The following is a 12,052-nucleotide window of genomic DNA, read 5'->3' as shown; positions in this document are numbered from 1 at the left end:
GCCCATGCCCGCCGCTCCCGACTTTCCGCCCGCCCCTGACCGGGTCAAGCCGCAACGCGCCCTGATCTCTCTGTCCGACAAGGCCGGGCTGGAGGATGCGGCCCGCACGCTGCACGATCTGGGCGTCGAACTGGTCTCGACCGGCGGCACACGCGCGGCGATCGAGAAACTGGGCCTACCGGTCAAGGATGTCGCCGATCTGACCGGCTTCCCCGAGATGATGGACGGCCGGGTCAAGACCCTGCACCCCATCGTTCACGGCGGCCTGTTGGGCGTGCGTGACGCGGCCGACCATGCCCAGGCCATGACCGACCACGGCATTGGCGCCATCGATATCGTCTGGATCGACCTCTATCCGTTCGAAAGCACCGTCGCGGCCGGCGGCGCGTTCGAGGCGGCGGTCGAGAACATCGACATCGGCGGCCCGGCCATGATCCGCTCTGGCTCCAAGAACCACGGCTACGTCGCCGTCGCCGTCGACGGCGAGAGCATCGGTCTGATCCTTGAGGCGCTGAAGGCCGAAGGCTCGACCGACCTGGCCCTGCGCAAGCGCCTGGCCGCCCGCGCCTTCGCCCGTACCGCCGCCTATGACGCCGCCGTCTCCAGCTGGTTCGCCGGTCAGATCGAGGATGCCGCCCCGGCCCGCAAGTCCATCGCGGGCGCCCTGGCCCAGACCCTGCGCTATGGCGAAAACCCGCATCAGACCGGCGCCTTCTACTGCACCGGCGAACGCCGTCCGGGCGTGGCCTATGCCGACCAGGTTCAAGGCAAGGAACTGGGCTACAACAATATCGCCGACGCTGACGCCGCCTATGAGCTGGTGGCCGAGTTCGAACAGCCGGCCGTGGTCATCGTCAAACACGCCAATCCGTGCGGCGTGGCCGTGGGCAAGGACCTGTCCGAAGCCTATGCTCGCGCGCTGGAATGCGACGCCGTCTCAGCCTTCGGCGGCGTGATCGCGGTCAACCGTCCGCTGAACGGCGAAGACGCCCGCGCCATCACCGGCATCTTCACCGAGGTCGTTATCGCCCCCGGCGCCGACGACGAAGCCAAGGCCGTCTTCGCGGCCAAGAAGAACCTACGCCTTTTGATCACCGACGGCCTGCCCGACCCCCACGGCGCGGGCGAGGTATTCCGCTCGGTCGCCGGCGGCTTCCTGGTCCAGAGCCGCGACCGGTCGCTGATCAAGCCCTCGGACCTGAAGATCGTCACCAAGCGCCAGCCGACGCCGACCGAGATCCAGGACATGCTGTTCGCCTTCACCGTGGCCAAGCACGTCAAGTCCAACGCCATCGTCTACGCCAAGGACGGCCAGACGGCCGGCATCGGCGCCGGCCAGATGAACCGTCGCGACAGCGCCCGCATCGCCGCTATTCGCGCTAAGGAGGCGGGTGAAGCCAAGGGGCTGACGCAGTCGCTGGCCGAGGGGTCGGCCTGTGCGTCCGAAGCCTTCTTCCCCTTCGCCGATGGGCTGCTGGAAGCTGTCGCAGCCGGGGCCACGGCGGTGATTCAGCCCGGCGGCTCCATGCGCGACGCCGAGGTAATCGCCGCCGCCGACGAGAAGGGCATCGCCATGGCCTTCACCGGGGTGCGGGTCTTCAGACACTGATGCTGGAAGGAAGGGCGCTGACGCTCGCGACGCGGTCGCTCGCTGCTTAAGCGCTTTCTCTTATCCGCGCCTTATCGTGACTGGACGACTGCCGTCAGCCGTGATGCTCTGACGTCTTTCCCGCGTTGGAGCGTCCCATGACCGTGCTGATCCGCCCCGAAGGCCAGACCGCCGACGATCTGAAACTGAGTCGTCGAACTCTGGGCGCCTTGGGGGGCTTGCTCTTTTCCGGCTATGCGGTCGCGGCCCTGGCCAAAGAAGCCAAGCCCATAACGACCGACGCCGAGAGCCTGTCGACCGAGACCGTGACCTATGCCGCGCCGGACGGGTTCCAGCTTCCGGCCTATGTCGCCCGGCCGGCGGGCGACGGGCCTTTCCCGGTCGTCGTGGTGGTGTCCGAAATCTTCGGCGTCCACGAATATATCCGCGACATCTGCCGCCGTCTGGCCAAGCAGGGATACGCCGCCATTGCGCCAGCCTTCTTCGTCCGGGTCGAGGATCCCGCGCCGCTGTCGGATATGCAGCGGATCATGCAGATCGTCGCGGCGGCGAACTACGAGCAGGTGATGGGCGATCTGTCGGCGACGCTGGAATGGGCCAGCCAACAGTCGTGGTCCAAGGACGGCAAGGTCGGCATCACCGGCTACTGCTGGGGCGGCAAGGTGGTGTGGCAGGCGGCGGCCCGGTTCGCCGCCATCGGCGCGGGCGTGGCCTGGTATGGCCGTTTGGCGCCCGCCGCAGACGCCACGCCGGTTCAGATCTCATCGGGCCAACCCTGGCCGGTCGACATCGCCGACGATCTGAAGGCGCCCGTGCTCGGCCTGTACGGCGGCAAGGACCAGGGCATCCCATTGGCCAGCGTCGAACGGATGCGCGAAGCCCTGGCCCGCGCCGGCCAGACCGGCAGCCAGATCGTCGTCTATCCCGACGCCCAGCACGGCTTCCACGCCGACTACCGCGCAAGCTACTCGGAAGCAGACGCCAAGGACGGCTGGTCCAAGCTGCTGGCGACGTTCGATAAAGCGTTAAAGAATTAGGGCGTTACTGGCGCCAAGGCTGCGGGGAGCAGCCCGAGTATGGGAGGGTAGGGCGTGAACGGATTGCGGCTTCGTGGGGCGATCGTCCTGGGTATCGGTCTGCTGTTTCTGCCTCTCGCAGGGTGCGGAGGCGGTGGTGGAGGCGGTGGCGGCGGCGGCACGATCACGCCCCCCGTTCCTCCGCCCCCGCCACCCCCGCCGCCTCCCCCACCTCCGCCCCCACCACCGCCTCCGCCGCCGCCGCCCCCTCCCTCGGTCACGTCGAGCGAGTATCTGCGGAACTACGGCTTGGCCAATATGAAGGTCCAATCCGCCTGGCAGGCCGGTGCGACCGGAGCCGGCGTCACCGTCGCCGTCGTCGACTCCGGCATTGCCAATACCTTGCCCGAGTTGGAGGGGCGTATTTCCAGCGCCTCGACTGACGTGGTCGTCGGACGCAACACGCCCTATGTGGCGTCAAGCAGCCACGGTACGCGCGTGTCGGGCGTGATCGCCTCGAACTTCAACGGGTTCGGTACGATCGGGGTGGCGTACAATTCGACCATCCTGTCGATCCGTACCGATATCTCTGACTGCACGGACAAGAATACGGACGTCTGTTTCAGCAGTTCGGATCTGGTGCGCGCGCTGGACTACGCCGTCGCCAATGGCGTCAAGATCATCAACATGTCGCTGGGCGGGGACGGGCGGCTGGGCTCGGCGTTTGAGGCGGCGCTGCTGCGCGCCGTCAACTCGGGCGCCGTGATCGTGGCTTCTTCGGGCAATGACGGCAACGCCAATCCGGGCTGGCCCGCGCGTTACGCCATCGACCCCCGGTTCGCTGGCAGCGTCATCGCGGTCGGATCGCACGGCGCGACCGATGCGATGTCCAGCTTCTCGAACCGGGCAGGGGATACGGCGGCCGGGTATATTTCAGCGCCGGGCGAGGATGTGATCACTGGGTGCGAGGGCACGTCGTGTTGGCGCGTCAACGGCACATCCTTCTCGGCGCCGCATGTCTCCGGCGCGCTCGCTTTGCTGATGCAGGCCTTCCCCAATCTGACGGCGCGTGCGGCTCTGGATATCTTGCTGACGACCGCACGCGACGCCGGCGACCCCGGCACGGACATCGTCTATGGGCGCGGCCTGCTGGATATGGCCGGCGCGTTCAGACCGGTCGGAACGACCTCGACGCCGATGGCCGACGGAAGCTCCATCGTCAGCATGAGCGAACCGGGCAGCTTCGTCGGCGCGGCGTTCGGGGACGCTTTCGGTCGGCAGACGGCGCTGAACACGGTGCTTTACGACGCCTATGATCGCATGTTCGCCGTCCAACTGGGCGGCGCCTATTCGACTGCGCCCAGCCGGTCCTATCAGGCGGCGCCGTTCGAGCAAAACACCACGGCGACGACCACCCTGGCCCTGCCGGGCGGCGGTCGATTGAACCTGATTGCGGCGCAACCCAGTGTCCGCCCTGACCCGATTGCGCCTCGTTACGATCTGTATGATGCGCCTTGGATGGGGGACGAGCCGCGTCAGGAGGCGATGCTCGACGTCGCCACGGGCCGGATGAATTTTTCGGTCTGGCAAGGCAAGGGCGGGGCGATATCGCCGTTCAACGGCGCAGCGGGCGACGGTTTCGCCGCCCTGGCCCAGGCCGACCACGCCGTGCGCGGCGCCATGCGGTTCGGCGCGGTGACGATCTCGGGCGAGAGCGGCGGCGGCGATCGCCGGATGCCGCTGCGTCGCGTCGAGCAGGACGCCTCGACCTATAGTCGCGCGGCGATTGGATGGCGCGGAGCGGACGGCGGTCTGTCGTTCAGCGTGGGCGCCTTGGATGAACGGCTCGGGCCCTTGGGCGCCTTCCTGCCGGGCGGATCCGACTTCGCCCTGCCGTCGCGGACCAGCTTCTATGCGCTGGGCGGCGACTGGACCCTTCGGCCGGGCCTGCGCCTGATCGGCGAGGCGGGGATGGGGTCGACCCGGATCGAGGGCCGGTTCCTGTCGATGGATCAGGCGGCGATCAGTTCGAACTGGCGGCTGGGCCTGCTGACGGGCTGTTCGATGATCTGCGACCGGATCAGCTTCACCCTGGCTCAGCCGCTCAGGATCGAGCGCGGAACCTTCTCGGCCATGCTGGCGGATGTTCCGGTCGAATATTTCGATCCGCTGACCTATTCGCGCCGCAGCTTCTCGGCGACGCCCAGCGGCCGTCAGATCGACTTCATCCTCGGGGGCGAACGCCAGCTGTGGGATGGGTCCAGCATGACGCTTCAAGCGGTCGCCAGCCGCGAGCCGCGCCATGTCGCAGACGCGCCGCCGGAGTTCGCCTTGATCGGAGCCTGGCGGCGTCAGTTCTGACCGACGCCGCCTGACGACTGCGGATCATGCCTTGCCGTCGAAGGCCTGTCCGTCGGCGGCGGGGGCGGCGCCGTAGGGGTTGGGAGCCTGGGCGCCGGATCCCTTGGCGGCGACGACCACCATGGCGGGGCGGACGGTGCGGCCGAACAGTTCGAAGCCGGACTGCATGGTCTGGATCACCGATCCGCCGGGCACGGTCTCGGACGGCTGCTCCATCATCGCCTGGTGCAGGTGTGGGTTGAAGGCCTCGCCGGCTTGGGGCGCGACGCGCTTCAGGCCGTTGGCGTCGAAGGCTTGCAGCAAGGCCTTTTGCGTCAGTTCCAGCCCGGTCACCAGACCGTCCGTTGCGCCCTCGGCGTCCTTGGGCGCAGCCATCAGGGCGCGTTCAAGATTGTCGGCGACGCCCAGCAGGTCCTTGGCGAAGCGCTGGATCGCGAAGGCGCGCGCGTCGTTCTGCTGCGTCTCCGAACGGCGCTTCAGATTCTCCATCTCGGCGGCGACGCGTAGGGCGCGGTCCTTCCACTCGTCACGCTCGGCGATCACGGCGTCCAGCGGCGCCAGATCGTCGGACGGATGGGCGTCCAGCCCGTGTTCGGCATTGGTTTCGGCCATGTCGGCGTCCACGGCGTTCAGTTCGTCGTTAAGGGGCTTGTCGCTCACTTGTCGTTCCCGTCCAGCATCCGGCCCAGCACCCGGGCGGTATAGTCCACCAACGGAATGACACGGGCGTAGTTCAGTCTTGCGGGGCCTATGACGCCGATGGCGCCCAGAACCCGCTGTCGGCCGCTCATATAGGGCGCCGCGATCACGGCGGAACCCGAAAGTGAAAACAACCGTGTCTCGGCGCCGATGAAAATGCGCACGCCCTGGGCCGCATCGACGCCGTCCAGCAGGCCGATCAGCTGTTCCTTCTGCTCCAGATCATCGAACAGGACGCGGACCCGCTCCAGATCGGCCAGGCCTTCCCGGTCCTGAAGCAGGTTGGCGCGACCCCGCACGATCAGGGCGCGCTCCCGGTCGGCGCCGCCGGACCAGGCGGCGAAACCGTCCTCGACCAGGCGGGCGGCGGTCTGGTCCAATTCACGCCGTGCGATTTCCAACTCTTGGGTCATCTCGCGCCGGGCGTCGGCGAAGGGCCGGCCGCGCAGGCGGGCATTCAGGAAGTTGGAGGCCTCGACCAGGGTCGAGGGCGTGACCCCGGCCGACAGGGTCATGATCCGGTTCTCGACCGTGCCGTCGTCAGCGACGATGACAGCAAGGGCCTGATCGCCGCCCAGGGCGACGAACTCGACATGCTTGACGCCAGAATCGCGCACGGGGCTGGAGACGACGCCTGCCCCGCCGGCCAGGCCTGACAAGAGGTTAGACGCCTCATCCAGCGCCGCCTCGAAGTTCCGACCGCGCCCCGCCAGCCGCCCATCGATCTCGCGCCGTTCTTCCTTGGTCAGGTCGCCGACTTCCAAGAGGCCGTCCACGAACAGGCGCAGGCCCGCGTGGGTCGGGATCCGCCCGGCCGAGGTGTGTGGCGCGGCCAAGAGGCCCGCAAGGGTCAGATCCTGCATTGTGTTGCGGATCGAGGCTGGCGACAGGGCGATCCCGCCCAGCGACAGGGTCCGCGACCCGACCGGCTCGCCAGTCTCCAGATAGCTTTCCACGATGCGACGGAAGATGTCGCGCGCCCGCGCATCCAGCCCCGCCAGACCTGCGAGGGACTGGCCGGCGTCGAACGGCGGGTTTTTCGGGGCATACAGGCTCACGGTTTCAGGATAAGCACCGCCGCCACAGCTTCCAAGGTCAGACTTCCAAGGATCCCGCCCATGCGCCATTCGCAACGCACCGACGATCAACTGCGTCCCGTGACCATCGAGACCGGCGTCAACCGCTATGCCGAGGGCTCGTGCCTGATCAGCTTCGGCAACACCAAGGTGCTGGTGACCGCCTCGATTGAGGACAAGGTGCCCGGCTGGATGCGCAATTCGGGGCAGGGATGGGTGACGGCCGAATACGGCATGCTGCCCCGCGCCACCCACACGCGCGGGCGTCGTGAAGCCGCCGCCGGCAAACAGTCGGGCCGCACGCAAGAGATCCAGCGATTGATCGGCCGCTCCCTGCGCGCCGTGGTGGACCTGAAAGCGCTCGGCGAACGTCAGGTGCTGATCGACTGCGACGTCATCCAGGCCGACGGCGGCACGCGCACGGCGTCGATCACCGGCGCCTGGGTCGCCATGAGCCTGGCGCTGAACTATCTGCGCGACGAGGGTGTATTGAAGGCCGACCCGATCACGGACCAGGTGGCGGCCGTGTCGTGCGGCGTCTGCGACGGCGTGCCGGTGCTGGACCTGGATTACGAAGAAGACTCCGAGGCCGAGGCGGATTCAAACTTCGTCCTGACCGGCTCGGGCCAGATCGTCGAAGTCCAGGCCACCGGCGAGAAGCGCGGCTTCTCGCGCGCCGAGTTCGATCGTCTCTTCTCGCTGGCCGAGACCGGCTGCGCCGAACTGTTCGCCCTGCAGAAGGCGGCCTTGGCGGCGGTGAAGCGATAGGGGGTTTCACCTCGGGGCGCGGACGGGCATCCTCGTCAGGTCAGTCTTGACCGGAGACAAGTCGATGCGTCGATCCCCCTGGCTTTCGATGGCCGCCTGCGTTGTGTTGATGGCCGGATGTCAGCGCGCTGATCCAGCCGATCAGCCTGCGTCCGGAGACACTGCGGCGCGCAGCGACGTCATCGACGCGGTTCCATTGGCGCCGGACGCTCCGCCGCCTGCCGCGCCCGCCAAGCCGGCGGCCGCAGAGAAGGAAGCGACCAAACCGGCCGAGGACGTCGAGGCCAGCATCCCCGAAGGACCGGACATGCCCGCTCAGCCGGCGCCGGTCAGCGAGGTCCCCTGCCGCGACGCCATCGGCGCCGCAGCCTCGGCCCGGCTGGTCGAGCGCTGCATCCAGGTCAGCCCGGCGACCCGCCCGCCCTGCAACGCCGCCAACCCCTGCGACCTGATCCAGGGCGAGATCGACCGGTCCTGCAAGCTGTGGAAACGCGACGGCGACCTGCCGGCGGCGTGCAAGCCCTAGGCTGAGCGCACCGCGCCCGCGACATCGGCCACCACGCGCTTCACCAGCGCCTCGTCGTCGCCCTCGGCCATGACGCGGATCAGCTTTTCCGTGCCCGAGGGACGCACCAGCAGTCGTCCCTGACCGCTCAGGGCCGCTTCGGCCTCGGCGATGGCGGCCTTGACCGCGTCGGTCTCCAGCGGCTTGTCGGCGGTGAAGCGGACGTTTTCCAGCTTCTGCGGCACCGGATCGAACTGGCGGGCCAGTTCGCTCATCGGCTTGCCGGATTCGACCAGGACGGCCAGCACCTGCAGCGCCGCCATCAGGCCGTCGCCGGTGGTGGCGTGGTCGTGCAGAATGATGTGGCCCGACTGCTCGCCGCCGATGTTGAAGCCGCCTTCGCGCATCCGCTCCATGACATAGCGGTCGCCGACCTTGGTCCGCTCCAGCGTCAGGCCTTCGGCTTTCAGTTTACGCTCCAGCCCCAGGTTCGACATGACTGTAGCCACCACGCCGCCGCCGGTCAGGAGGCCGCGTCTGGCCCAGTCCAACCCGACCAGGGCCATGATCTGATCGCCATCCACGACCCGACCCGTCTCATCGCAGATGATCAGCCGGTCGGCGTCGCCGTCCAGGGCGATGCCGATATCGGCGCGATAGCGTTTGACCGCATCGGCCAGGGTCGCCGGATGGGTCGAGCCGCATTCGGCGTTGATGTTGCTGCCGTTCGGGGTCACGCCGACGGGGAAGACTTCGGCGCCCAGTTCGAACAGGGTGGTCGGCGCGACCTTGTAGCCGGCGCCGTTGGCGCAATCGACGGCGATGCGCAGCCCTTGCAGCGTCAGCCGCTTCGGAAAGGCCTGTTTGGCGATCTCGATATAACGCGCCTGGGCGTCATCGATGCGTTTGACCCGGCCCAGCTTGTTCGACGGCGCCAGGCCCTGGTCCAGGCCCTGGTCCATCATGGCCTCGATCTTCAGTTCGATCTCGTCCGACAGCTTGTAACCGTCCGGCCCGAACAGCTTAATGCCGTTGTCGGCATAGTCGTTGTGCGAGGCCGAGATCATCACGCCCAGATCGGCCCGCATCGAGCGGGTCAGCATGGCCACGCCCGGCGTCGGCACGGGTCCGAAGGTGCGCACGTCCATTCCGACCGAAGCAAACCCCGCGACCAGGGCCGGCTCGATCGTATAGCCGGACAGGCGGGTGTCCTTGCCGATCACCACCAGATGGCGGCGGTCATCGTCGGTGCGGAACAGTTTCCCGGCGGCCAAACCGACGCGCAGCGCGACCTCGGCCGTCATCGGATGGGTGTTGGCGCGGCCGCGAATGCCGTCGGTGCCGAAATATTTTCTGTCGCCCAAGGCCTGGTCCTTTGTTTCGGGTAACGTTCCGAAACCCCTTTTTTGATGCGGCCCGCCTTAAGATTGCATAGACGGCCGATGGGGCTTGATGTGTGGCTTAGCCCCGGATCGCCGCCAGTGCAAAGCGGCGCCCTTTTCCTGACTTCTCGGAGCCTTCGCTCATGTGCGGCATCATCGGCGTCACCGGCAACGGACCTGTCGTTCCCCGGCTGATCGACAGCCTGAAGCGGCTTGAGTATCGCGGCTATGACTCAGCCGGCGTCGCCGCGGTGGTCGATGGCGCGGTCGAGCGCCGCCGCGCCAAAGGAAAGATCCGCAATCTGGAAGCCGTCCTGGCCGAGGAGCCGATGACGGCGACGGTCGGCATCGGCCATACGCGCTGGGCCACGCACGGCGCGCCCACGACCGCCAACGCCCACCCACACAAGGCCGGTCGTGTCACCCTGGTCCATAACGGCATCATCGAAAACTTCGCCGAGCTGAAAGCCGAGCTGGCCGCCGAAGGCCATGTCTTTGAAAGCCAGACCGACACCGAGGTCATCGCCCACCTGCTGGACGCCGAATTGAATACGGGTCGCGCGCCGCTGGAGGCGTTCAAGACCACTCTGGATCGCCTGACCGGCGCCTATGCACTGGCGGTGCTGATCGACGGGACGGACGACCTGATCCTGGGCGCGCGACGCGGCAGCCCCTTGGTGGTCGGTTGGGGCGAGGATGAAATGTATCTGGGCTCGGACGCGCTGGCCGTCGGTCCGTTCACGCAGAAGATTTCCTATCTGGAAGAGGGCGATTACGTCGCCGTGACCAAGGCCGGCGCCCAGATGTTCGACGTGGCGGGCAAGCCGGTCGAACGCGCCATCGTCCAAGTCTCGTCCTCATCGGCCATGGTCGAGAAGGGCGAATATCGCCACTTCATGGAGAAGGAAATCCATGAACAGCCCGACAGCGTCCAGCACACCCTGTCGGAATATCTCGACCTGGTGACCGGCAAGGCCAAGACCAATCCCGTCGATTTCGCCGCCATCGACCGCATCCAGATCGTCGCCTGCGGCACGGCCTTTTACGCCGGCCAGGTCGGCCGTTATGCGTTCGAGAAGCTGGCCGGCCTGCCCTGCGACGTCGAGATCGCGTCCGAGTTCCGCTATCGCTCGCCTGCCGTGTCGCCCAAGACGCTGGCGGTCGCCGTCAGCCAGTCGGGCGAGACGGCCGACACCCTGGCCAGCCTGACTTGGTGCAAGGCGCAGGGGTTGCAGACCGCCGCTGTCGTCAATGTTCACTCGTCCTCGATGGCGCGCGAAGCCGCCGTCCTGTGGCCCACCCATGCCGGACCCGAGATCGGCGTCGCCTCGACCAAGGCCTTCACCGCCCAGGTTGCCGCGCTCTTGGCTCTGGCCGTGGCGGCGGGCGTGGCGCGCGGTCGGATCGATGCGGCTCACGAGGCCGAGCTGGTCAAGGCCCTGTTCGAAAGCCCGCGCCTGATCGCCGAGGCCCTGACGATGGGCGACAGCATCCGCGCCGTGACTCACGATCTGTCAAAGACCGACGACGTGCTGTTCCTGGGCCGGGGCGCCATGTTCCCGCTGGCCATGGAAGGCGCGCTGAAGCTGAAGGAGATCAGCTATATCCACGCCGAGGGCTATGCCGCTGGAGAGTTAAAACACGGCCCCATCGCGCTGATCGATGAAAAGACCCCGACCATCGCCCTGGCTCCGCTGGACGACGTGTTCGAAAAGACCGCGTCTAATCTACAAGAGGTCGCCGCGCGGGGCGGTCCGGTCATCATGATCGCGCCGGAAAAGGCGCCCGATCCGCACGGCGCCGGCATTCGCCGCATCCACGCCCCCGACTGTCACCCGCTGATCGCGCCCCTGGTCTATGCCGTGCCGGTGCAGCTTTTGGCCTATTACACAGCCGTCCAGAAGGGCACCGACGTCGATCAGCCCCGCAACCTGGCCAAGTCCGTCACGGTCGAATAGGCCGCGTCCGTCATCCGGCGCAGGGCGTTCGCATCGATGATTTGGATCGCGCCGCGCCGCAGCCGCACGGCGCCGGCGGCGCACAGTTCGGTGCAGGCGGTCGATATGCTGGCGCGTCGCACAGCCATCAACTGCGACAGCTCGGTTTGACGAAGGGCCAGGACGTCGCCTCCCTTTCGGTCGTGAACGTCGAGCAACAGAGCGGCCAGGCGCTGACTGACTTTCAATGTGGCGTGGCGCGAAAGCTCGGCCTGAAGGGCGATGTTGCGACGGCGAAGATCAATCAGCGCCATCTCGACCAGACTGTCGCGATCGACCTTTTGCGCCAGCTTGCGAGCGGAGACGGTCAGGTATCGTCCGGCCGTCAACCAAACGGCCGACTCTGGCTCACCGCCGCCCAATACAGAGTCGAAGTTGATCACATCGTCGCCGGACGCCAGCCCCTGCGACAGAGCGCCGTCGAGCCCGATCCGCGCCAGGACGCCAGACAAAATCAGAGTGACGACAGCCTCGCCATTCTGTGCGGTTGATGTTCTCGCACCAGCCTCGGCGAAGAAGGCGTCGCCTTCGTCCAGGCCCTGCACCGCAAGGGCGGACAATAGAGCGTGGGCGAGGTTCGACTGAGACATGACCCGTCTAGACGGCCGATCGCCGTTCGGTGCGATAACATGCGTTAAG

10 protein-coding genes are annotated in these 12,052 nt (G+C 67.2%); 6 read left to right on the top strand and 4 right to left on the bottom strand.

Annotated elements, in window-relative coordinates:
* Positions 1-4: 4 nt before the first annotated feature.
* The 3 genes from purH (at position 5) to ABIC32_RS09685 (ending at position 4,986) form a co-directional block, all read left to right on the top strand.
* Complete coding sequence (purH, locus tag ABIC32_RS09695) at positions 5-1,609, top strand: bifunctional phosphoribosylaminoimidazolecarboxamide formyltransferase/IMP cyclohydrolase (protein ID WP_354074015.1); 1,605 nt, start codon at positions 5-7, stop codon at positions 1,607-1,609.
* A 137-nt stretch (positions 1,610-1,746) separates the two neighbouring features.
* The gene (locus ABIC32_RS09690; protein WP_354074014.1) at positions 1,747-2,646 is read left to right on the top strand and encodes a dienelactone hydrolase family protein; all 900 of its coding nucleotides are present in this window, start codon (positions 1,747-1,749) and stop codon (positions 2,644-2,646) included.
* Between the two features lie 297 nt (positions 2,647-2,943).
* Entirely contained in the window at positions 2,944-4,986 is a 2,043-nt protein-coding gene (locus tag ABIC32_RS09685) for a S8 family peptidase (protein WP_354074013.1), read from the top strand.
* Between the two features lie 24 nt (positions 4,987-5,010).
* Here the strand turns inward: ABIC32_RS09685 and grpE are convergent, their stop codons facing one another.
* Both grpE and hrcA read right to left on the bottom strand, forming a co-directional pair.
* Complete coding sequence (gene grpE / locus ABIC32_RS09680; RefSeq protein ID WP_354074125.1) at positions 5,011-5,598, bottom strand: nucleotide exchange factor GrpE; 588 nt, start codon at positions 5,596-5,598, stop codon at positions 5,011-5,013.
* Between the two features lie 44 nt (positions 5,599-5,642).
* Entirely contained in the window at positions 5,643-6,737 is a 1,095-nt protein-coding gene (hrcA, locus tag ABIC32_RS09675; protein WP_242078544.1) for a heat-inducible transcriptional repressor HrcA, read from the bottom strand.
* Positions 6,738-6,803: 66 nt separating this feature from the next.
* On the opposite strand from hrcA, the gene rph reads away from it, so the two are divergent.
* Positions 6,804-7,529 (top strand): ribonuclease PH, encoded by a 726-nt coding sequence (rph, locus tag ABIC32_RS09670; RefSeq protein ID WP_354074012.1) that lies wholly within the window; start codon positions 6,804-6,806, stop codon positions 7,527-7,529.
* Between the two features lie 64 nt (positions 7,530-7,593).
* Entirely contained in the window at positions 7,594-8,055 is a 462-nt protein-coding gene (locus ABIC32_RS09665) for a hypothetical protein (protein WP_354074011.1), read from the top strand.
* Here the strand turns inward: ABIC32_RS09665 and glmM are convergent.
* A complete protein-coding gene (gene glmM, locus ABIC32_RS09660; protein ID WP_354074010.1) occupies positions 8,052-9,398 on the bottom strand; it encodes a phosphoglucosamine mutase in 1,347 nt (448 codons plus the stop codon). The two genes, ABIC32_RS09665 and glmM, sit on opposite strands and share 4 nt — an antisense overlap.
* Positions 9,399-9,559: 161 nt before the next feature.
* On the opposite strand from glmM, the gene glmS reads away from it, so the two are divergent.
* Complete coding sequence (glmS, locus tag ABIC32_RS09655; protein ID WP_354074009.1) at positions 9,560-11,374, top strand: glutamine--fructose-6-phosphate transaminase (isomerizing); 1,815 nt, start codon at positions 9,560-9,562, stop codon at positions 11,372-11,374.
* Here glmS and ABIC32_RS09650 read toward each other — a convergent pair.
* Positions 11,335-12,003 carry a Crp/Fnr family transcriptional regulator gene (locus ABIC32_RS09650; protein WP_354074008.1) on the bottom strand — a complete coding sequence of 223 codons (669 nt, stop codon included), beginning with the start codon at positions 12,001-12,003 and terminating at the stop codon, positions 11,335-11,337. The genes glmS and ABIC32_RS09650 overlap by 40 nt on opposite strands.
* Positions 12,004-12,052: the final 49 nt, after the last annotated feature.

The sequence above is a fragment of the Brevundimonas sp. 1080 genome, from assembly GCF_040545985.1.
Classification (GTDB): Bacteria; Pseudomonadota; Alphaproteobacteria; order Caulobacterales; family Caulobacteraceae; genus Brevundimonas.
This window is presented reverse-complemented; position numbering and strand designations above follow the sequence as displayed.

Bases quoted from the DNA above. Each gene is read 5' to 3' on its own strand.
- ABIC32_RS09650 (WP_354074008.1), bottom strand. From the start codon at position 12,003: ATGTCTCAGTCGAACCTCGCCCACGCTCTATTGTCCGCCCTTGCGGTG.
- purH (WP_354074015.1), top strand. From the start codon at position 5: ATGCCCGCCGCTCCCGACTTTCCGCCCGCCCCTGACCGGGTCAAGCCG.
- ABIC32_RS09690 (WP_354074014.1), top strand. From the start codon at position 1,747: ATGACCGTGCTGATCCGCCCCGAAGGCCAGACCGCCGACGATCTGAAA.
- ABIC32_RS09685 (WP_354074013.1), top strand. From the start codon at position 2,944: ATGAAGGTCCAATCCGCCTGGCAGGCCGGTGCGACCGGAGCCGGCGTC.
- ABIC32_RS09665 (WP_354074011.1), top strand. From the start codon at position 7,594: ATGCGTCGATCCCCCTGGCTTTCGATGGCCGCCTGCGTTGTGTTGATG.
- grpE (WP_354074125.1), bottom strand. From the start codon at position 5,598: ATGGCCGAAACCAATGCCGAACACGGGCTGGACGCCCATCCGTCCGAC.
- rph (WP_354074012.1), top strand. From the start codon at position 6,804: ATGCGCCATTCGCAACGCACCGACGATCAACTGCGTCCCGTGACCATC.
- glmS (WP_354074009.1), top strand. From the start codon at position 9,560: ATGTGCGGCATCATCGGCGTCACCGGCAACGGACCTGTCGTTCCCCGG.